Raw genomic sequence first — 19,436 nt, 5'->3', positions numbered from 1 at the left:
AAATAATCAGCTAATCCTTAAACGCCACACTAGGCTGATCATGGGTCACGACGTGTAACGTTGTGCTTATCCCCAAATAATCGTGCAGCCGGGTTCGTAAAGCAGCGGTTGCCGCCACATGGTCAGCGTGGCGTTGTGGATTAACATTCTCCATATAGAATAACAGATTCTGCGTGGCTTCGGTAGCCTCAACTCTGGCACTATCCCGCCAAGCCCAGCATCGAGAGATGACATCATAAGCATCGCGGTAGATGACTTCTCCTGGCAGAGCCGTCTCCACGTCGTCTTCCCCGATGGGACGAAAACGTTCCCCACCCTGAGCAACCGTCAAATGGATATCGCCTTTGATTTGATCCATATCTTCAGCAGCCACTGGAAAGGCCCACTCAAGCGAGACCGAGTTATAAACATCCACGACTGGATTAATGGTGCCAACCCCTTTGCCATTTTTGGCCCGTTTCAACAGATTCTCGACCGCACAGCGCGCACCCTTTTTGGTTTTAAACTGTTGGAAAGCCTGTCGCCAGTCCTGGACAACTGTGTTTTGACTAATCGGATCATTCGGCACCCACTTAGTTGCGGCAACGTGATTGGCCGTCGTCAGCAAATCTGTGGGAACTTGCTCCTTAGCGTGATTATCAATGTCTTGGGCTGTCAAAAAGGCAATTTCAACCTCTGGAAACAGTTGCCAAAATGCTTCGTCTACGATAAAACTTTGTGTCATTGGTTAACCCTCCCTAAAGCTAAGCTTTTTACCCTTTTAGTATACAATTTTTCAGATCAAAGACCCACTCTCGACTGTCATTTCTCGCCTACGACTTGTTACCCATCAAAATACTTGCTAAACTAAGCAGGAATCTATCAACGAATACCAGCGTTAATTATTTAAAGGAGTTATCCATAACATGAAAAAGTTTTGGAAAATTAGTCTAGGCGTCTTGCTTATTCTGATCATTGTCGGTGGTGCTGCAGCTTATCATGAGCGTCACAAGATTCGCCGCTATCTACTCGTTCACCAGCAGTATCAAAAGACAGATATTTTACGTTTATCTCAAATCAAACTAAATTTACGACCGGCTCTATCGACTAAAAATACAACGGCAACTAATCACCTAACCACGACCTACCGGCGCGAGCTTCACCAGCTCCCAACCGGACCGCAGCACGCCAAAGTGATTGTTAATCCTTACCAAACATCTCCCCTGTCTGGGTTAATCTTGGTTAAAACCGCCGCCAAAACTCGGGTCACCTTGACCGTCCATGGTGACCGACCAGCGACGACCATCACCAAAAAGCTATCCGGCTACAAAACAGCCCATTCGGTGGGGGTCTTAGGCCTATATGCCAATCGAACCAACCGTGTCACGCTGACCTTTACCCAAAAAGACGGGCAAACCTCGCGTACCACCTACCGGTTAAAAACCGGGCACACACCGAAGGGCATTGGTAAAAATACGTTAAAAACCAGTAACCCCCAACAAATGGCTTTGGGAACCGGCCATACTAAATTAACCTTTGCCGTGTCCAGCCAGGGCTACACGTATGGACTAGATGCACGGGGAAAGATCCGGTGGTACAGTACCAATAAAATTTCCCACATTTTTAAGCAGCTCAGCAATCACCACTTGTTAATTCTCACCAAAATTTCACCCGATGAGCATAAGTACAACGCCCTGCGAGAAACCGACTTTTACGGTCGTGTCTACCGGCAATATAACTTCAGTGGCCTCTTCCCCACTCGAAAAGAACCGTATAAATTAGCGACTAACACTGTCATTCATCACGATGCCATTGAATTGCCCAATCATAACCTCTTGCTAACCGTCGATGATGGTAGTAGTAAGTACGTTGAAGATACCATGATTGAAATTAATTATAAGACCGGCAAGATTGTCAAAGTAATTGATCTCAAGCGCATTCTCCCCCGTTCAGCTTACACCACGTATACTGGCACCCATCGTCCTGACGGAAAAATTGACTGGTTCCACCAGAATTCAATGGTTTATGATAAAAAACGGGGTGAACTCATCGTTTCTGGACGCAATCAGGATATGATTTTCGCTATCAACTACAAGACCACCAAATTACAATGGATTCTGGCTGCACCACAAAAATTACCGGCATCCTATCAACACTACTTGTTGAATCCTCAAAGTAAACAGTTCCGTTATAGTGGCGGTCAACACGCCGTCAACCTGATTCATCAATCACAACATCAAGGCGCTACAATTGAACTGGAGTACTACGATAACAATGTCCCTGTTACCCGCGGAAAAACCAAGCAATCTAAGCAATGGTCGGCAGGGGAAATTGTCACGATTAACCAACTCCATAAGACCGTTAAAAAGACGTGGAGCTTTGGCAAAACGCTCGGCAAACGGAACTTTACGAATATTGTCGGGAGTAGCTACGCTGTGGGCAAAGGTAATACGCTCATTGGCTTTGGCTATGCTGACAATGGCAAGCGTAGTGAATTTGTTGAAGTCAATCGCCAAACCAACCAGATTGTCTTCGATGTCGATCGGACCAAGTTCGCCCACGGTGATTGGTCATACCGCGCACAACGCATGAATTTATACCCCGGAAGTGCTACCGTTTCACTTGCCACCATCACCACATCAAACTAAAAGACGTGTATCACCGGAGCTTTACGACAGTCCCGATGATACACGTTTTATAATCCAGCAAGCAATGGCTATTGTTCGTTAATTACTACTGCTATTTTGTTTAGGCATCCCACTCGGTTTGCCTGATGGTTGACCCTTCATATTTTTGGGGCCATTTTTCATCTGCGTCGTTTGGGCCGACTTTGCTTGTTGTTGTCCCAACATATAGCCGGTCCCACCGCCACCGACAAACAGAATGATTCCGGCTAGTAGCAGCACTAGCCAGCGTTTGGGTTCTTTACGGGCTGGTTGCATAGATCCGTCATCCTCTCTATTGATTCCTATTAATCAACTTAGAATCCAGTATACACGCGCTTCCTTAACCCTAACTAAATCCGTCATCGACTTTACTTGCAAACTATTGGTACTTTTGCTATTATGTGAACTATAATATGATATTAAAACAATAATGTTCGTAAATAAAGGGAGCGATTTCAGATGCGTAACGTGTATTTTAATCATGACGGAAGTGTCGACGATTTAGTATCACTACTACTGCTGTTACAAATGCCAGATGTCCATTTAACTGGCGTTGGTGTGGTTGGCGCCGATTCCTATCTAGAGCCAGCCCTAGCAGCTACCCGTAAAGTCATCGATCGTTTCGGTCACGATACTCACCTAAAGGTCGCCGTCTCTGACTCTCGCGGCGTTCACCCATTCCCGAAAGAATGGCGGCTAGATGCCTTTAGCTTAGATGCCCTGCCGATTCTAAATGAGTCGGGAACCGTAGTTACGCCCGTTGCGCCCAAGCCGGCACATTTAGATCTCGTTGACAAGCTCCAGACTACCTCGGAGAAAACTACTCTGGTCATGACAGGCCCTTTAACTGATCTCGCACGAGCCTTGCAGGCAGACCCGTCAATTACGGCCAAAATTGAACAACTATACTGGATGGGTGGTACCTTTGATGGTCGTGGCAATGTTGCCGAGCCTGAACAAGACGGGACTACTGAGTGGAATGCTTATTGGGACCCGCAGGCCGTTAAGACTGTCTGGGATAGTGACCTCACTATCCAAATGGTTGGACTTGAAAGCACTCGTCAAGTCCCATTGACCCCGGCCATTCGCCAGCACTGGGCAACATTACGCCAGCATCCTGCAATTGACTTTATTGGCCAAGGTTATGCCTTGGTGCCCGCTCTACAACACTTTGAGACAAACTCTACTTACTTCTTATGGGATGTGCTAACGACTGTTGCCAGCGAGTTTCCCGAGATCGTCACAACTAAACGCGTCACCAGTGATGTTTTAACTGAAGGCCCCGGTCGTGGGCGAACATTTGAAACACCGACTGGTCGGCCCGTAACCTTAGTGACTACTGTGGATCACGATGCCTTCTTTAAACGAATTGACACATTAGCTTTGCATGCCGATAAATAGGTTATACTGAAAGGGAGACGGTATTTCCAACCGCCAACCTTTTATTTTTACTCAGAGGAGGATTTTCTTATGCTTCCCGTAACCATCGGTATTATTATTGGTGGCATCATCTCTTGCCAGACCGCCATTAATTCACGTTTACGGGCCTTTATCGGCTCGCCCTATCAAGCTTCATTTGTCTCATTCACTATTGGAACGCTCTTTCTCGCCTTGGTAACCCTCGCCTCACATCAATCACTTGGTGTCTCGTCCCAGCTACTAGCTCAAGAGCCATGGTGGTTGTGGATCGGTGGGGTCCTTGGCGTCATCTTCTTAACGACCAACATCCTCCTCTTTCCCCATATTGGCGCCGTGCAAACTGCTATTATGCCGATTTTGGGTCAAGTCTTAATGGGACTCCTAATTGATACGTTTGGTTGGCTAACGGCTACCCAACAATCTCTCACACCAGCCCGGCTCTTCGGGGTCATTCTAGTGTTAATTGGTATCCTAGTGACTGTTGCCTTACCAGACATCTTACAACATCAAACTACCACGACGACCAGTGGCAATCCCTGGCCATGGCGATTGTTAGGAATTGTCGGTGGCGCCTTAGGTGCTGTGCAAACGACGATCAACGGCCATTTAGGTGTCGTTTTAAATTCGGCAGTTCACGCATCGTTCATCTCGTTTTTAATTGGTGCTATGACATTATTGGTGATTGTTTTCGTCGTTGATCGCAATCTCAGTCATATTGCCAATGCCACCGGTCACAGAAAACCGTGGTGGATTTGGCTAGGTGGTTTATTGGGCGGTATCTTTGTTTTAGGCAACACTTACTTAGCACCGATTCTCGGCACCGGCCAAACAGTAGTGTTTGCTTTACTCGGGCAGTTAACTGGTGGCCTATTGATTGACCAATTTGGGTTACTCGGAGCTAAGCGAAATCCTACGATACCGGTTCAGTTTCTAGGCCTATTGTGTTTAGTAGGTGGCGTTATTCTCATTCGTTTATTTTAAGAATAAAAAATCAGTGTTCCAGAATTCGAAAATTCTGAAACACTGATTTTATTTTTTGTCACTAAATTCGGCAATTATTCACCATCATACAAAGCTGCCACCTGAGCCTGAACCTGCTCATGACCTAAGAATTCGTCATAAGTGGTATCTGCTCGGTCAACCAATCCCTTAGAACTCACTTCAATAATTCGGTTAGCAATGGTTTGAATGAACTCGTGGTCATGTGAGGTAAAGACGATTGCGCCGTTAAAAGCGACCAAACTATCGTTCAACGCCGTGATCGATTCCAAATCCAAGTGGTTGGTTGGATCATCTAACAGCAACACATTTGCCTTACTCAACATCATTTTCGATAACATTGCCCGGACCTTTTCGCCCCCGGACATCACATCAACCGCACGATTCACATCATCCCCAGAAAAGAGCATCTTGCCCAGGAATCCGCGCAAGAAGGTATTATCACTCTCTTCTTTCGAGGCAAATTGGCGTAACCAATCCAACACGGATAAGTCATTATTGGCAAAGTAGTCATTAACATTCTTCGGTAGATACGTCGTGCTGGTGGTTTGGCCCCACACCACGTTACCACTGTCTGGTTGGACGTCACCGGCAATAATTTGCATCAACGTTGTCGTCGTCAAATCATTCCGGCTAATGAACGCCGTCTTCTCATCGGGCCGCAGAGTAATGCTCACATCATCTAAAATGGTGACGCCGTCAATGGCCTTTGACACGTGCTCGACTCGAAGCAAGTCATTACCCAAGTCGCGTTCCGGGGTGAACTTAATATACGGATATTTTCGCGAAGATGGCTTAATATCATCCAGCGTGATCTTTTCCAGTTGCTTCTTCCGTGACGTTGCCTGCTTAGACTTGGAGGCGTTGGCACTGAATCGCGCCACGAACTCTTGCAATTGTTTGATCTGGTCAGCCTTCTTGGCGTTTGCATTCGCCTTTAATTGCGCCGCTAATTCACTGGATTCCATCCAAAAGTCATAGTTCCCGACAAATAACGTGATCTTACCAAAATCCACGTCACACATGTGGGTACAGACCTGATTCAAGAAATGCCGGTCATGAGAGACCACAATAACGGTATTCTCGTAACCTGCCAAAAAGTTTTCCAGCCAGCTAATCGACTGGACATCTAACCCGTTGGTCGGCTCATCCAGCAATAGCACATCCGGATGACCGAACAAGGCTTGGCCCAACAATACCTTGACCTTTTGGGATTCGGTCAGTTCACTCATCAAGACGTTGTGTAAAGAATCATCAATCCCCAAGGCTTGCAACATCTGACTGGCTTCAGCTTCGGCTTCCCAGCCGCCCATTTCACCAAATTCGGCTTCCAATTCAGCGGCCCGAATCCCATCAGCATCACTAAAATCTGGCTTCATATAAATGGCATTCTTTTCTGTCATGATATCGTAGAGCTTTTGGTGCCCCCGAATGACCGTATCCATGACGATGCTATCTTCAAAGGCAAAGTGATCTTGATTCAGACTCGACATCCGCTCATTGGGTCCCATTGAAACGTTCCCACTGGTGGGTTTCAATTTACCTTCGATAATCTTTAGGAAAGTTGACTTTCCAGCGCCGTTAGCGCCAATGACCCCGTAGCAGTTACCTGGGGTGAACTTGAGATTAACATCATCGTAGAGTTTCCGATCGGAGAACTGCATACTGACATTATTGACGGTTAACATGAACGATTCCTCCTATTTTGACAGAAAAAACCAACGTGTCTGATTAACGGCAACGTTGGTTTCAACTTATTTTCGTTATGACATATTAGGGTAGTGTATCATAAAAAGTGCCGCCTGTCACCCGCTTAGGACCAGCTTTGCTGTGCCGAATACCGTTGGCGATAAGTCCGCGGGGTCATTTGGTAGTATTGCTTGAACGTCACAAAGAAGTTTTTCTCGGTGCTAAAGCCCGTCTTGAGTGCAATATTTTGGATTGAATCCTGTGACGTCATCAGTAGCGATGTCGCCCGTTCTAAGCGAATCTGGCCGAGATACGCCTTGGGTGAAATCCCCATATAATCCTTAAAGTAGCGGGAAAAATAAACACTGGAGTAATTTAGTCGCTCCGCTAAATTGGCAATTGAAACGGGTTGCGCGTAGTTCTCCTGTAATTCCGTAACGGCCTGCCTGAGTGGTGCTGGTAGCGGTAACTGATCACTGGTCACTTGGCCGTCAACCGTCAGATGTTGGAGTAATTGGCCGACCAATTGGTATTCAGCTCCCAAGCTCGTGAGGTAGGCTGACCGCGCTGATGAAGGCGTGATCACCCCCGCAACCAACGTCTGGACGGCCTCCGCCAGCGGTTGATACACTCCCAATTGTAGGTCAAGGTCCAACGGCCCCCAGATGGGCAACTGCTCATCAGCTACCGCATTGCGTAACCAAGACGCCGGTAAAAGCAGCGTCACAATTTGGTTATCCTCATCCAGAAACGTCTCATAACTGTGCACTACCTCCGAATTAATCACGTAGAGGTGGTCAGCCAGCATATGATAGGTCGAGCGGCCAATGTGCGCCGTTCCAGGCTGTCCTCGGTAAGCATAGGCCAATTCAACCGCGCGATGCCAGTGGGGCAAGACCATTTTTGGCCCCACCGTCCCGTGTGAAATAACTCGCAATGGCAATTCTGTCTTAAAGTTTAGTCGTTCATGATACGGATGTGGCATACTGACGCCCCTTCTTCTATCTGTCATTGAGCCATGTTTTCCCGCACGGTTTAACCGTAACCGCTTTCAGTCATAGCATAACATGTTAGGAGGCAAAATAGTTAAATTTAGTAAGCCAATTATTAGATTATGGGATTACCCCCATCCTTGATCCCCGTTATAATGAACTTGCAACATCAGGATAACAACGACGGCCATGATTGGCGTTGCCTTATCCGGTTAGGTTGCTGACCTTAACTACTATCACAACTTGGGGGAGTTATGATAGCTAGTGAATCGGTATGGCTTGAGGGGGCCTACCAACAGAATAGACGGCCATCGGGGCCTTGGGGGGAGCAGCTAGAGAACCATCTAGTTGCTTTTTAATTTGTCGTAACACCCGTTGAACTCAAAAAACGCGTGTTTCTAAGAATCTAATTGATTCCTAGAAAAACGCGTTTTTTACTATCACAGTCAATTAACGGTCGACTGCTGCTTGCCCGGTTGTTTTAGTAAAAAGGCCATCAGATACGACACAATCAAGAAGACAGCCACGACCAGATACGGAACGTGCGTATTCCAATCCAATAACATGCCGGACATAATCGGTCCCACAATATTCCCAATGCTCGTTAAGGACATATTCAAGCCGTTGATTAAGCCCTGGTCAGACTCGCTAGCCTTGGTTAAGAGCGTGGTAATGGCTGGCCGTAAGAGGTCAAACGCTGAGAAAATAATCAATGTAGCGACCATCACTTCTAACTTCGTGTGGGCCTGCGTAATCCAAATGGTACAGATTGCCGCGAGGAAGAAGCAAAGGCGAATCACCCGCCGCTCACCCCACTTGCTGACCATGGTATCGAACAACGCCACCTGCAAGAATAGTGAGATCAATCCATTCAGGGTTAATACTAAGGCAATATTACTCAGACTGAAGTTAAAGACTTCGTTAACATAAATGCTGTAAATACTTTCAAATCCCTGTAGGCCAAATGATGACACTAAAATCATCGTAAATAAAATAATAATGGGTAGCGTCCAAAACGCACGACTCATTGGGTGAGCAGTCGTTTTCGCTTGTTCGGGTTCTTCTACTACCCGCTTATTTTCAGCATCACTAGGAAGTAACGCAATCAAAACAATTGCGCTTAATAAGCCTAAGGCCCCAGCCACCCAAAATGGGGTTTTGTAGCTGATACCAGCTAATATGCCACCAATACCGGGGCCCAAAATCAAGCCACCACTAAAGGCCGCTGATAGCCAGCCAATCACCTTGGCCCGTTGTCGTTTAGTTGTAATGTCTGATGCTAACGCCATCGCAGTTGGCACAACCATGGCGGCTGATAGCCCACCAATTAGGCGGGAAATATCAAAGACCCAAAGATAGTTCGTCAGTGCGAATAGGACTTCCGATACCATATATAACAGTAACCCCACCGTCAAAACTGGCTTACGGCCAATCTTATCGGACAATCGACCGATGAGGGGTGACGCCACAAATTGTGCCAGCGCAAACAGGGCATTCATGATCCCCATATCAGTCGCCGACAAATGCAGTTCTGTTTTTAAAAACGGCATGACCGGAATCACTAAACTAATTCCCAAGCAGACTAGAAATTCACTAAAAATTAAAATAAAAATGGCCCGTTTTGTTTTGCGTGTCACAACGGTTCACCCCTTCTCCATATTTTTCGACAATAGTCTCATGCTACCAACAAAGAACCGGGTTTGTCCACTGTTAAGCTCATCTTTTAAGTGACTTAGTTACCAGGTTGTCGTAAAGCTTGTGTCCAGCGCTGATAATCCGCAGCAAAAAAGCTATCACGCGCATATACCACCGCCAATTCATGGAGCAATTGTCCCGCTGGCAAACGTAACGTCACTAATTTTCCGACCGCTAATTCACTCGCTACAACCGACCGATAAACAAAACTAACGCCGGCCCCTTGTAGCAGTAACTGACGAATTGCCGCCAGATTATTGATCGTCACCGTCTGCGAAAACTCCGCTAACGTTACATTGGCTGCCTGGGCCAGATTGGTCAGAATCTCTCGGCTACCAGATCCCAACTCCCGCAGCAATAATGGATAAGCCGTCAAGTCCGCCCAACTAACTTGTGCCTGCTGCGCCAGTGGATGATTGGCGGCCACCACGGCAACAAATGGTTCCTCACGAACTATCTGATAATCATATCGCGTCTTGTCAAAATTGCCTTCGATCAAAGCAAAGTCGCTGGTTCCGCGATCAATCGCGGTCAAGGCGGCTTGCGTGTTAGTCACCCGGCATTGAATGTCGCGAAATTGCTGGGTAGCCTGAATCGCTTGAATCAACTGGGGCGCTAAGAATTCGCTCAAGGACAGTGTCGTGCTAAAAATCACTTGCCGCGTCACCTGAGGGTGCTGTAAGGCCGTGACCACCTTATTGGCCTGCACTTGAATCCGCTGCACAAAGGCTGCCAATTCTTGACCCGCTGGCGTGATGGTCAGCCGTGGTCGTTGATACCGAACCAGTTTTACGTTCAACTCCATTTCCAAACTCTTAATCTGTTGAGACACTGCCGGCTGAGTAATAAAGAGCCGTTGGGCCGTCTGGGTATAGGATTTTGTTTGCACTAAAGCCAACAGGGTTTCGTATCGTTTATCTAGCATATCATCGCTCCTCATAAGTAAAATTTATATCGTCATTAAATATCCCAATTTTATCTTATAATCGACTTCCGGTAAACTAAGGTTATCAATCATAGAGGAGGAAATTGATATGGATATTCGCAATACCCTAGTAACCCGCAGCTTCTGGGGAGCGGCTGTCATTACGTTAATTTGTGCGGTAGCCGGTAGCGAACTGGCCCAATTGCCCTATTTGAACTTAGTTGGTGCCTTGGTCATCGCCTTATTATTAGGGATGGCTTGCCAACTCGCACCCCGGATGGTTGCCGTCAACCGGGATGGCATTGGATTCATTAGCAATAAATTTTTACGATTAGGGATTATTCTTTTAGGTTTCAAGTTAAATCTTCTGCAATTGGCCCAAGCGGGGGTCAAAACCATCACGCTGGCTGCCGTCGTCGTTACTGGGATGGTCTTCTTGACGTATAACTTGAGTCGTAAGCTTGGGGTCGACCGAGAACTAGCTATTCTAACCGCTACGGGTACGAGCATCTGTGGTGCCGCCGCCGTCATGGGCGTCTCTCCACAGATTAAAGTCCCTGCCGATCAAGCTGAACGACAACGGGAAAACGAAGTCTTGGCCGTCGCTATCGTGGCGATCTTAGGAACTGTCTTTACCCTAATTGAAATCGGGTTGAAACCTCTATTGCACCTGACTGCCGTTCAATTCGGCGTCATGACGGGGGGCTCACTGCATGAAATTGCCCACGCCGTTGCCGCAGGTAGTGCTGGGGGCCCTGTGAGTCTGGACACCGCGATTATTACCAAGTTGTCACGAGTACTCTTATTGGCCCCAGCTGCCTTGATCATTGGCTGGTGGTACCAAAGACAAACCGCCACCACAACCACAAACGATGGGCCAACTAAGTTACCAATTCCCTGGTTTATGGCCGGTTTCCTATTAACCAGTATCATTGGCACCTGGGTCCCCTTAGGAGCCACCACGCTGGCTGGTCTGGTTAAACTTGCCTACATCTTCTTGGGGATGGCAATGGCCGCTCTTGGTATGAGCGTGAATTTCCGCGTTATCTTCCAACGGGGGGGCAACGCCTTTCTAGCCGCAACCTTATCGTCCGTGGTCTTACTAGCTGGGGTCACCATTGCCAGCAAGCTATTCTTTTAAATCGTGATTCATACAAAAACCAGTATCCAGCCGGTTCATGGCCGTGATACTGGTTTTTTACGTCTATAGCCAACGCAATAGTTGGTGAATCGTCCCGTTGTCCCACAAAATATACCCGCCAAGCAGAATATAAACCACGACGGTCAGATGACGCCCCCACTTCTCTAACACACCAGCAATCACCGGTAATGTTGCCAGTCGAAATCCCAGTTCCCAAAACACAACGACCATGCCAGCAAACGTAATTAAAATTAATGGAATCTGACTGGCCGCAACAGTGGTAAATAAGGGCACATAGATTCCGATATTGTCGGCACCACACGTAGCAACGGTAATCAGCACGACACTCGCAATCAATCCCCGGGGCTGACTGACCCGGCGTTCAACCGCGGCCACATCATCGTCATCGCCTTGAAGTCCCAGCTTGATGCCTAAATAGATGGGAATTAGGCCTAATAATCCAAGAACCCAAGGGGTTGGTACAAAACCTAAGAAGAAGGCCAAGGCCAGAGAACTCCCAACCAGAATCAACGTACCGATAAAGTCACCAATTAACACGAGCCAACGATCTTGAGGCTTTACGCGACTGAAAATTATCATTAGAATAACAAGGTAATCTAATCCGGTTGAGATGTAATCCGTCACTCCGGTTAAAATTGGTCGTAGCATGTTTGGTCATCTCCAATATGTTATTTTCAACATATGTTATCATATTCATATGAAAGGAGCAACCTATTTAAATGTCGTCTACTGAAGAACCCGTCACTACCATTCAAGCGCCCAAATTGGCTGCAGCACAAGCTATTTTCAAACTTCTAAGTAATCCCACGCGACTGCAAATTCTTTATCTATTGGAACAGCGGTCACTCAACGTGGGGGAATTGGGTCAGCTCTTACAGGTCGAACAATCGGTTGTATCTCACCAACTGGCCCTCCTGAAGAAAGAACAACTGGTCACCGCCCAACGTATTGGTAAACAAAATTTCTATGAGCTTGATGACCCCCATATCTTAGATATTGTTAACGAAACCCTTGCCCACGTGGATCATGTTTTGCGAGGGAAAAAGCATGGTGAATAATAAAAAGGGCAACCACGTAATGTGATTGCCCTTTTTATTCTACTGACTACATCTCCATCCCCATCTTCTCATAGGAACTCATCCCCGCCAAATGTAAATCTTTGACGGCGATACCGCGTTCTTCAGCCACGGCCTTCATCAGCGTTTCCATATCCATTAATTTATAGGTTTGTGGGTGTTGCGGATCAAAGACCTCAATTTGGGCCATCATGCCGCCATCTTCGTGTTCGATGATGTGACAGTGATACATGTAGACCCCTGTGTGGTCAAACCAAACCTTTAACCGCACGGTCTCCCCAGGGTTAACACCGACTGTATCCTTAAAGCCGTGTTCATTCGGATACGGGGCGTGCCCGTTACGGGAGACTACTAAGAACTGCGTACCATGCATATGGAACGGATGCACCATGCCGCCGTCCATATCATTCGTATTGGTAACATCCCACAGTTCAACATTACCGACCTGCTGCTTGGCATCGATCCGTTGCATGCCAAACTTTTTGCCGTCCATCATGACCGTCTCATCCATGCCAGACATCACCACTTTACGAATCGGCATATCCGGTGTCACGTCTGGATTTGGCATCTCAACCAAATGTTCTGGGAGCACAGCCGTATCTGGCGTAAATTCATGAACTCGGAAACGAACCAACGGCACGTCGTCACTATACAGCGTGACGGTCTCTCCCGGCGCCACGTCGCCAAAATCAACAATAATTTCAGCACGTTCAGCACAGGTCAACATCAGGTGTGTAAAGGCCACCGGTTCTGGCAGTAAGCCACCATCCGAAGCAACTTGGGTAAACGGCAGATCATGACTAAAATGCAACCGCCATTCCCGCCGATTAGCGCCATCTAATAACCGTAAGCGCAGCCGTTGGGTTGTCACGTCAAAGTACGGGTTAACTGTCCCATTAATCAGTGGTGTCGGTCCCTGAACACCGTCGGGATCATAATCCGCTTCATAGTCCCACTGATTATCTTCATGGAACCGCCGATCCTGTAAAATCAGTGGAACGTCGTCAACGCCATAAGTATGTGGCAATGGCAACTGTGCCTCGTGATCATCGGTCACCAAGGCTAAGGCCGCAAGCCCCTTCCAGACCTGTTCCGCCGTTGATGGACACGGGTGCGCGTGTAACCATAAGGTCGCCGCCGGTTGGTCCACTTTAAAATCAATGTGCCGCGTCTGTCCCGGATAGACCGGTGCATGACAGCCACCGTCCGTATATGGCCCGGGGACATTTAAACCGTGCCAGTGAAATGTCGTCAGTTCTGGTAAGCTATTCTTCAAATCAATATGCATCGTTTTACCCTGCGCAAAAACCAATGTTTGTCCCAGTAGACTGGTGTTATAGCCCCACGTCTTGGTCTTCTTACCGGGTAACAGTTGGGTTTCACCAGCTTGGGCCTCGACCGTATAGTAGGTATCCGTCGCAGTTTCTTTATCTGGCTTCAATAACGGCGGAATCCGTAAGGCCTGTTGTGGTGTCTTCGGTTCTGCCAGCGGCACATACCCACCATCATGGGTGTTATAGGCCGCTTCATCAAAAAAATAATCGGTATTGAGTGATTTTGTCATTTTTCTGGCTCCCCTACGATCAGATTTCTTGTTACCCTTTCATCATACTCCCCGAACCGGCAATTACTCAATCTGTTCGTTCTCTTTCTCGTAAATTTATGGTAAGTTAAGAGTATCTAATGGCAAAGGGGCTCGCTCATGACAAATCGATATAAATACTGGCTGATTGGTCTGGGCATCGTGGGATTGGTTGCCTTGCTAAGTTGGTTGTGGATTGACTACCGCACAACTGGTACCACGATTCTAGCAACCCACTTCAATCGGGATCGCGCCGTTTTGATTAATCAGTTGCGCCATCAAGGACGACATAACGCCATTATCCTCGTTGCGGCTATTGCCATTGGTTCAGCCATTCCTGGGGTGCCAATTTCAGCAATTGCTATCTTATCTGGTATCTTCTTTGGTCGCTGGCCCGGGTTCGTGATTAACCTAACTGGTATTACACTGGGCAACCTGCTGGCCATTTACCTCATGAGCCAGTTTCCTAAGCGCTCGAAACCCAGTCGCTTTCAATACCTCACTGACAAGTTAAAGACTATGCGCCATCCGCGATTAGGACTAAGCATTGGCTATGCCATTCCGATGTTACCGACCGTACTGGTCAACTACACGGCGCTAGAATTACGACCCTCGTTTACTACCACCCTCAGCTGTATTGTAATGGGGTCTCTGCCTGTATCGTTTCTCTACGCTTTTGGTGGCGATGAACTGTTATCTGGTAACATTAAGACCGTTATCTTAGCCGTGGTCTTAGTCCTCTTATTAGTGGGATTGTATGAAATTATTCGCCGCGATCAACGGCGTAAAGCACAGGCTGACTAGTGGCCCTGACGTCAAAAGGTACGGATACTTGCCGGACAAATCCAGCAGTACCCGTACCTTTTATTAGTTCTCTAACGAAGACCGATCTGATCGGGCCCGTAACGCGTATAGGATCGTCACAGTGTCGACCACTTCTTGGAAGACCGCGCCAATAATGGCCGGAATAATCCCAGTCGTGGCAATCAGCATTAAGCCGGTACAAATAAAAATCCCAATCAATACGGACTGCCGGGCAACCCGCATGGTGTCTTGCGCAATGACCCGCGCCGTACTGACTCGCGTAAGGTCATCCTTGAGCACCACGGCATCAGCTGATTCACTGGCAGCCGTTGCCCCATGGGCCCCCATTGCGATCCCAACGTCAGCGGTTGCCAAAGATGGTGCATCATTAATCCCGTCACCGACCATCGCTACCGGCCGTTGGTTCGCAGCTAGCTGATCCAATACCGCGATCTTACCGGCGGGCAAACATTCCGCGTGAACTTGGTCTAACCCCACCTCTTGGGCAATTTGTTCTGCAATTGGCTGGCGATCCCCAGAAATCATCATCAAGTGCGCGACTCCCGCTTGGCGTAGTCGCGTCATCGTTGTAGCTGCTTCTGGTCGTACGCGATCATTAAAGCTGACGTATCCCTGATAGACGTCATCGACCGCCACATAAACAGCCGTTTGATCCGGTTTGGTGATCGACTCTGACGTGACAAATGCCGCTTTACCCGCACGGACCTGCTGGCCGTTGATAGTCGCCACTACCCCTTGCGCCGTCGTTTCCGTCACATTGGTTGCCGTTAACAATGGCAAACGATTAGCAGCAACTAACGACTGGGCCAAAACGTGGCTAGAATGCTGTTCCGCGCTGGCTGCCAGTTGTAATAGCCGATCGGCCGACTGTGACCCTTGCGGTACCACCTGATCCACCACTAATTTTCCCTGCGTAATCGTTCCCGTTTTATCAAAGGCCACTGTCTTGACCTGTGCCAATTTCTCTAGTGTCGTCCCAGTTTTGACAATGATTCCGTTGCGACTAGCCCGACTCATCCCCGAGATTAACGCAATCGGAGCCGCGAGAATTAACGGACACGGTGATGCTACGACTAAAACCTCAGCAAACCGGACTGGCGTCTGTGAAATTGCCCAGGCAATCCCCGCAATGATGTAAGCCAGAATCGTAAACGGTACAGCGTAGCGATCCGCCATTCGTACAAACTTCGCAGGTTGCGCTTCTGCTTGCTTTACCAAGCGAACGATATTTTGATACTGACTATTCTCAGCAGTCTGCTCCGCACGAAGATACACCGCCGCTTCACCATTGATACTCCCAGACATGACCATATCGCCAATTGCTTTTTCAATGGGCCGTGCTTCACCCGTCAGTGACGCCTCATTAACTGTCGTCGGCCCCGTAATCAACGTCCCATCAACAGGCATGACCTCGCCGGGCTTGACCAGCAGTCGGGCGCCCACCGTAACTGTATTGACCGCAACATCCGTAACCGTCTCACCCTCAACCACGTGGGCCGTCTGCGGCGATTGGTCAAGTAGCGTTTGTAGCTCACTATTGGCTCGCCGCGCCGCAAAGTCTTCCAGTGCATCGCCCCCCGTCAACATGAGTAAGACAATTAACGCCGCCCAATACTCACCCACGGCTAAAGTCGCCACAACAGCGGTAATCGCCAATAGATCCACACCGAATTTGCCGGAGCGTAAGGTCTTCACCATGTCTACAAACATAAGCAGGGCTAAACAAATGCCAAGGGCACTGACTAATAATTGTGCTAGCCCTGCTTGGTGTGCCAAAAACTGCAGGCCTAAAGCGATCACACCTAGACTCACCACAAACCAAAATCGTTTGTATTCCTGTAATTTTCCCATCACGGTACCCCCAAAATAATACTTTTAAGTCACTTCATTATAACAATTATTGTGATCTTTAACACATGACGGTTTCAGTCATCATGAATAAAAAGCGACTGATCCGCAACGGACCAATCGCTTTTTAAAACTATCATTAATGACGACGTAAGACCCGAACACTTCCTACAGCCAGTAGCAATCCCAAACCACTTAATGTGGCCCAAGCCACCGGTGCCTCATCAGTCTGCGGTAATTTCCGGTTATGATTAACCGTTCGACCAGCCGATTGTGTGGCGGTTGCTTTTGCGGTTGTCTTTGGCTTGGCCGTTGTCTGCTTAGCCTTAGCTGCTGTCTGTTTGGCTTTAGCCGCTTGTTTCTTTGCGGCCGCTGCTTCGGCCTCTTTAGCAGCCTCTTCTTTATCCTCAGCCTCTTCACGAGCGGCTTCTTCGGCATCAGTCTCGGTACCGTTGTCGGTATCAATCGTTCCAGTATCCTTGTCTTCAGGTTCTTCCGTGTTTTCGTTGACATCGCCACTACCAGAACCACTATTGCCCTTTGAAGAAGAAACCTTCCCATTAGCCTGTTCAGACTGCTTCGTGCCGGAGGTGCCACCACCCCAAGTCATTTCGGCGTTGTTACGGAACTTGTAGCCCGAATCAATCAATGATGGGTCGGTGATCTTGGTATAGTAATCAATCGCAACCATTTGATCTAAATCATCGTTAAAAGTCAAATCAAATCCTTGATCGTGATAGGTCACCTGATAATCATCAGCCGTCATTGCTGGCTTTTCACGCTTGTAGCCAGTTGCGCTGGTCCAATAAGCCTTGCTGACTGTGACCCCGTGAATCATTTCTTGATGATCCCCGATTGTGTCACTGATCTCAACATTCTTTAAATGTAAATTTTTCCGATTCACTAAAATGGTCCACTTGATGGTGCCATCGTCTTGAATCGTTCCACTCTTAGACAGATTGGCTTCGTTAGCAACCATATTAATGGTTGAAGTGCTACTGCCGTTATTTTCTAGTGGGAAGACCACATCTTTCTCGCCCGTATCGTCGTACCGATACTTGGTTGCCAAATTCAGGGTTAACTTTGCATTGGTTTTCCCTTCGAATGCATCGTTCATGGTGATTACCACACCGGTATCTGAGACAACGGCTTTACCAATCACCTCACCGGACTCATCCGTTACATCGAATGTATCACCAGGTGTTTTCCCTCGTAAATTCTCAGGAAAATCTAACGTAATCGTGTCGCCATTATGTAAAGGTGTCGTGCCAAAATCCAAATGATATTGGATATCAATTGTATCAGCGTGCTTGAAATCTGGCCCGTTAGTGACCTTAGCCGCTGTCGTGAAGTTCGCGCCATCATAATTAGTGGCGGCGTGGGCTGGTACTGCCCACTGGCTAATAATCAGAATGCCCAGCAAACCAATTAAGCCGATTAGTATTCGCCAACCTTGATGAATCTTTTCCAAATAAATCCCCTCCCAGAACTTTGCATACTATCAGTATACGCGTGCCACCTATCACCTGACAATAGACAGAGACCATTTTTATTCACTGTTTGAATAATTCATTTTTTAAACAAGACCGCTAGCCATGGGATGTATAAAAAAAAGCATGCGCCATTTGGCCCATGCCGACAAACTGGAAACTAGCAAATGCGTGTCCCTAAAGTTTGCATTTCTTTCTTCAAGTCTAATTTTGATTTCTCTTCAGCTGAGTACGTAATCAGTCCGACTGCGCTGTCCAAAATGCCTGTATCATCACGTAATGCCAATTGATTGAAAACCCGATCTAGCGTCAACCCATTGTTTAAATAAAGTTCCGTATCAGCGTTGGTCCACAACTGGATGCCCGCATCGTTCTCTACCGGAATGGCATAAGCCGGATCTTTTTCCGTCAGCGCGACAAATTGAAACTTGTCACCAATCGCACAGCTCCCACCGAGGGTCGAATAACGGTTAGACCCATCATCTAGCGTGAGTAACAATACAGTGTCTGGTTGAACATGGTTACGCAAAAAATCCTTAGCTGCTGCTGTCATTGTGATTTTCATCATCAAATCCCTCTTTCCGAAGATTATGCCCACTCAATTGTGCACAATTAGTTATACCGCAGTTAGCTCTATTTGTAAATCAACTTGCTTACCCCAAAAAGTGGTCACCCCATCAGACTCATAGGGGGACCACTCATTTGCTAAGCATCATGGTAACTTCGTGTTACCAGAGCAATCAATTCAGTTTCAGACAGATTTAACTTCTTGGCTTCAGCCGTAAACCGGTTGACATAACGTTCATAGAACTGCGCCCGCCGTTTCTGACGAATCGTTTCAGCTGCTGTGGCGGTGACAAACATGCCCACACCGCGCCGCTTTTCAATGATCTGGGCCGCCACTAACCGATTCATGCCTTTAAGCGCCGTCGCCGGGTTGATATGAAATTCTTTCGACATCTCTGTCGTAGACGGAACCTGTTCGCCAGCCCGGTAGATACCGGTAAAGATGGCCTCTTCTAATTGTTCGGCTACCTGCAGGTAAATGGGTTCCGGGCTATCAAAATTAAATTTCATGGCTTATCCCAC

Annotated in this window: 18 protein-coding genes; 6 read left to right on the top strand and 12 right to left on the bottom strand. The window is 47.6% G+C overall.

What is annotated here, in order from left to right:
• Nucleotides 1-10 precede the first annotated feature (10 nt).
• Nucleotides 11-724 (bottom strand): B3/B4 domain-containing protein, encoded by a 714-nt coding sequence (locus ACP4IT_RS04940; RefSeq protein WP_011667195.1) that lies wholly within the window; start codon nucleotides 722-724, stop codon nucleotides 11-13.
• A gap of 181 nt (nucleotides 725-905) precedes the next feature.
• On the opposite strand from ACP4IT_RS04940, the gene ACP4IT_RS04935 reads away from it, so the two are divergent.
• Nucleotides 906-2,627, top strand: a complete 1,722-nt coding sequence (locus tag ACP4IT_RS04935) for an aryl-sulfate sulfotransferase (protein ID WP_011667194.1) — start codon at nucleotides 906-908, stop codon at nucleotides 2,625-2,627.
• 78 nt (nucleotides 2,628-2,705) lie between these two features.
• On the opposite strand, the gene ACP4IT_RS04930 is transcribed toward ACP4IT_RS04935, so the two are convergent.
• On the bottom strand, nucleotides 2,706-2,921 hold the full coding sequence (locus tag ACP4IT_RS04930; protein ID WP_011667193.1) for a hypothetical protein: 216 nt from the start codon (nucleotides 2,919-2,921) through the stop codon (nucleotides 2,706-2,708).
• Nucleotides 2,922-3,104: 183 nt separating this feature from the next.
• On the opposite strand from ACP4IT_RS04930, the gene ACP4IT_RS04925 reads away from it, so the two are divergent.
• Together ACP4IT_RS04925 and ACP4IT_RS04920 are read left to right on the top strand one after the other, a co-directional pair.
• The gene (locus tag ACP4IT_RS04925; protein ID WP_011667192.1) at nucleotides 3,105-4,046 is read left to right on the top strand and encodes a nucleoside hydrolase; all 942 of its coding nucleotides are present in this window, start codon (nucleotides 3,105-3,107) and stop codon (nucleotides 4,044-4,046) included.
• Nucleotides 4,047-4,115: 69 nt separating this feature from the next.
• Nucleotides 4,116-5,045 (top strand): DMT family transporter, encoded by a 930-nt coding sequence (locus ACP4IT_RS04920; RefSeq protein ID WP_128491724.1) that lies wholly within the window; start codon nucleotides 4,116-4,118, stop codon nucleotides 5,043-5,045.
• Nucleotides 5,046-5,119: 74 nt separating this feature from the next.
• On the opposite strand, the gene ACP4IT_RS04915 is transcribed toward ACP4IT_RS04920, so the two are convergent.
• The 4 genes from ACP4IT_RS04915 to ACP4IT_RS04900 all read right to left on the bottom strand — a co-directional run bounded on the left by ACP4IT_RS04915 (nucleotide 5,120) and on the right by ACP4IT_RS04900 (nucleotide 10,364).
• Nucleotides 5,120-6,751 (bottom strand): ABC-F family ATP-binding cassette domain-containing protein, encoded by a 1,632-nt coding sequence (locus ACP4IT_RS04915; protein WP_047021805.1) that lies wholly within the window; start codon nucleotides 6,749-6,751, stop codon nucleotides 5,120-5,122.
• A gap of 125 nt (nucleotides 6,752-6,876) precedes the next feature.
• A complete protein-coding gene (locus ACP4IT_RS04910; RefSeq protein WP_047021804.1) occupies nucleotides 6,877-7,737 on the bottom strand; it encodes an AraC family transcriptional regulator in 861 nt (286 codons plus the stop codon).
• Nucleotides 7,738-8,190: 453 nt separating this feature from the next.
• The gene (locus ACP4IT_RS04905; RefSeq protein WP_011667188.1) at nucleotides 8,191-9,381 is read right to left on the bottom strand and encodes an MFS transporter; all 1,191 of its coding nucleotides are present in this window, start codon (nucleotides 9,379-9,381) and stop codon (nucleotides 8,191-8,193) included.
• A 95-nt stretch (nucleotides 9,382-9,476) separates the two neighbouring features.
• Complete coding sequence (locus tag ACP4IT_RS04900; protein ID WP_082265146.1) at nucleotides 9,477-10,364, bottom strand: LysR family transcriptional regulator; 888 nt, start codon at nucleotides 10,362-10,364, stop codon at nucleotides 9,477-9,479.
• A 109-nt stretch (nucleotides 10,365-10,473) separates the two neighbouring features.
• Between ACP4IT_RS04900 and ACP4IT_RS04895 the strand changes: the two genes are divergently transcribed.
• Complete coding sequence (locus tag ACP4IT_RS04895; protein ID WP_015473268.1) at nucleotides 10,474-11,505, top strand: YeiH family protein; 1,032 nt, start codon at nucleotides 10,474-10,476, stop codon at nucleotides 11,503-11,505.
• A 63-nt stretch (nucleotides 11,506-11,568) separates the two neighbouring features.
• Here the strand turns inward: ACP4IT_RS04895 and ACP4IT_RS04890 are convergent, their stop codons facing one another.
• Complete coding sequence (locus ACP4IT_RS04890) at nucleotides 11,569-12,174, bottom strand: cadmium resistance transporter (RefSeq protein WP_015473267.1); 606 nt, start codon at nucleotides 12,172-12,174, stop codon at nucleotides 11,569-11,571.
• A gap of 71 nt (nucleotides 12,175-12,245) precedes the next feature.
• Here ACP4IT_RS04890 and ACP4IT_RS04885 point away from each other — a divergent pair, with 71 nt between their 5' ends.
• Entirely contained in the window at nucleotides 12,246-12,584 is a 339-nt protein-coding gene (locus ACP4IT_RS04885) for an ArsR/SmtB family transcription factor (protein ID WP_015473266.1), read from the top strand.
• Between the two features lie 46 nt (nucleotides 12,585-12,630).
• On the opposite strand, the gene ACP4IT_RS04880 is transcribed toward ACP4IT_RS04885, so the two are convergent.
• Entirely contained in the window at nucleotides 12,631-14,166 is a 1,536-nt protein-coding gene (locus tag ACP4IT_RS04880; protein WP_015473265.1) for a multicopper oxidase family protein, read from the bottom strand.
• A gap of 138 nt (nucleotides 14,167-14,304) precedes the next feature.
• Between ACP4IT_RS04880 and ACP4IT_RS04875 the strand changes: the two genes are divergently transcribed.
• Nucleotides 14,305-14,988 carry a VTT domain-containing protein gene (locus ACP4IT_RS04875; protein WP_015473264.1) on the top strand — a complete coding sequence of 228 codons (684 nt, stop codon included), beginning with the start codon at nucleotides 14,305-14,307 and terminating at the stop codon, nucleotides 14,986-14,988.
• A 63-nt stretch (nucleotides 14,989-15,051) separates the two neighbouring features.
• Here ACP4IT_RS04875 and ACP4IT_RS04870 read toward each other — a convergent pair whose 3' ends face one another.
• From ACP4IT_RS04870 to ACP4IT_RS04855, 4 genes are all read right to left on the bottom strand, one after another.
• A complete protein-coding gene (locus tag ACP4IT_RS04870; RefSeq protein ID WP_082265143.1) occupies nucleotides 15,052-16,860 on the bottom strand; it encodes a heavy metal translocating P-type ATPase in 1,809 nt (602 codons plus the stop codon).
• Between the two features lie 136 nt (nucleotides 16,861-16,996).
• On the bottom strand, nucleotides 16,997-18,328 hold the full coding sequence (locus ACP4IT_RS04865; protein WP_128491722.1) for a collagen binding domain-containing protein: 1,332 nt from the start codon (nucleotides 18,326-18,328) through the stop codon (nucleotides 16,997-16,999).
• A gap of 179 nt (nucleotides 18,329-18,507) precedes the next feature.
• Nucleotides 18,508-18,912: an iron-sulfur cluster biosynthesis family protein gene (locus tag ACP4IT_RS04860; protein WP_011667179.1), complete on the bottom strand. Its 405-nt coding sequence runs from the start codon at nucleotides 18,910-18,912 to the stop codon at nucleotides 18,508-18,510.
• 140 nt (nucleotides 18,913-19,052) lie between these two features.
• Nucleotides 19,053-19,424: a GntR family transcriptional regulator gene (locus ACP4IT_RS04855; RefSeq protein ID WP_011667178.1), complete on the bottom strand. Its 372-nt coding sequence runs from the start codon at nucleotides 19,422-19,424 to the stop codon at nucleotides 19,053-19,055.
• Nucleotides 19,425-19,436: the final 12 nt, after the last annotated feature.

The organism is Levilactobacillus sp. LN180102 (genome assembly GCF_050106635.1).
Taxonomy (GTDB): domain Bacteria; phylum Bacillota; class Bacilli; order Lactobacillales; family Lactobacillaceae; genus Levilactobacillus; species Levilactobacillus brevis.
Note: the sequence above shows the minus strand (reverse complement) of the source record. Positions and strands in the feature narration are given on the sequence as shown.

Excerpts from the sequence above, each read along its gene's own strand:
- ACP4IT_RS04925 (WP_011667192.1), top strand. The coding sequence starts at position 3,105 with ATGCGTAACGTGTATTTTAATCATGACGGAAGTGTCGACGATTTAGTA.
- ACP4IT_RS04890 (WP_015473267.1), bottom strand. The coding sequence starts at position 12,174 with ATGCTACGACCAATTTTAACCGGAGTGACGGATTACATCTCAACCGGA.
- ACP4IT_RS04940 (WP_011667195.1), bottom strand. The coding sequence starts at position 724 with ATGACACAAAGTTTTATCGTAGACGAAGCATTTTGGCAACTGTTTCCA.
- ACP4IT_RS04910 (WP_047021804.1), bottom strand. The coding sequence starts at position 7,737 with ATGCCACATCCGTATCATGAACGACTAAACTTTAAGACAGAATTGCCA.
- ACP4IT_RS04875 (WP_015473264.1), top strand. The coding sequence starts at position 14,305 with ATGACAAATCGATATAAATACTGGCTGATTGGTCTGGGCATCGTGGGA.
- ACP4IT_RS04920 (WP_128491724.1), top strand. The coding sequence starts at position 4,116 with ATGCTTCCCGTAACCATCGGTATTATTATTGGTGGCATCATCTCTTGC.
- ACP4IT_RS04885 (WP_015473266.1), top strand. The coding sequence starts at position 12,246 with ATGTCGTCTACTGAAGAACCCGTCACTACCATTCAAGCGCCCAAATTG.
- ACP4IT_RS04895 (WP_015473268.1), top strand. The coding sequence starts at position 10,474 with ATGGATATTCGCAATACCCTAGTAACCCGCAGCTTCTGGGGAGCGGCT.
- ACP4IT_RS04900 (WP_082265146.1), bottom strand. The coding sequence starts at position 10,364 with ATGCTAGATAAACGATACGAAACCCTGTTGGCTTTAGTGCAAACAAAA.
- ACP4IT_RS04860 (WP_011667179.1), bottom strand. The coding sequence starts at position 18,912 with ATGAAAATCACAATGACAGCAGCAGCTAAGGATTTTTTGCGTAACCAT.
- ACP4IT_RS04930 (WP_011667193.1), bottom strand. The coding sequence starts at position 2,921 with ATGCAACCAGCCCGTAAAGAACCCAAACGCTGGCTAGTGCTGCTACTA.
- ACP4IT_RS04935 (WP_011667194.1), top strand. The coding sequence starts at position 906 with ATGAAAAAGTTTTGGAAAATTAGTCTAGGCGTCTTGCTTATTCTGATC.
- ACP4IT_RS04855 (WP_011667178.1), bottom strand. The coding sequence starts at position 19,424 with ATGAAATTTAATTTTGATAGCCCGGAACCCATTTACCTGCAGGTAGCC.
- ACP4IT_RS04915 (WP_047021805.1), bottom strand. The coding sequence starts at position 6,751 with ATGTTAACCGTCAATAATGTCAGTATGCAGTTCTCCGATCGGAAACTC.
- ACP4IT_RS04880 (WP_015473265.1), bottom strand. The coding sequence starts at position 14,166 with ATGACAAAATCACTCAATACCGATTATTTTTTTGATGAAGCGGCCTAT.
- ACP4IT_RS04870 (WP_082265143.1), bottom strand. The coding sequence starts at position 16,860 with ATGGGAAAATTACAGGAATACAAACGATTTTGGTTTGTGGTGAGTCTA.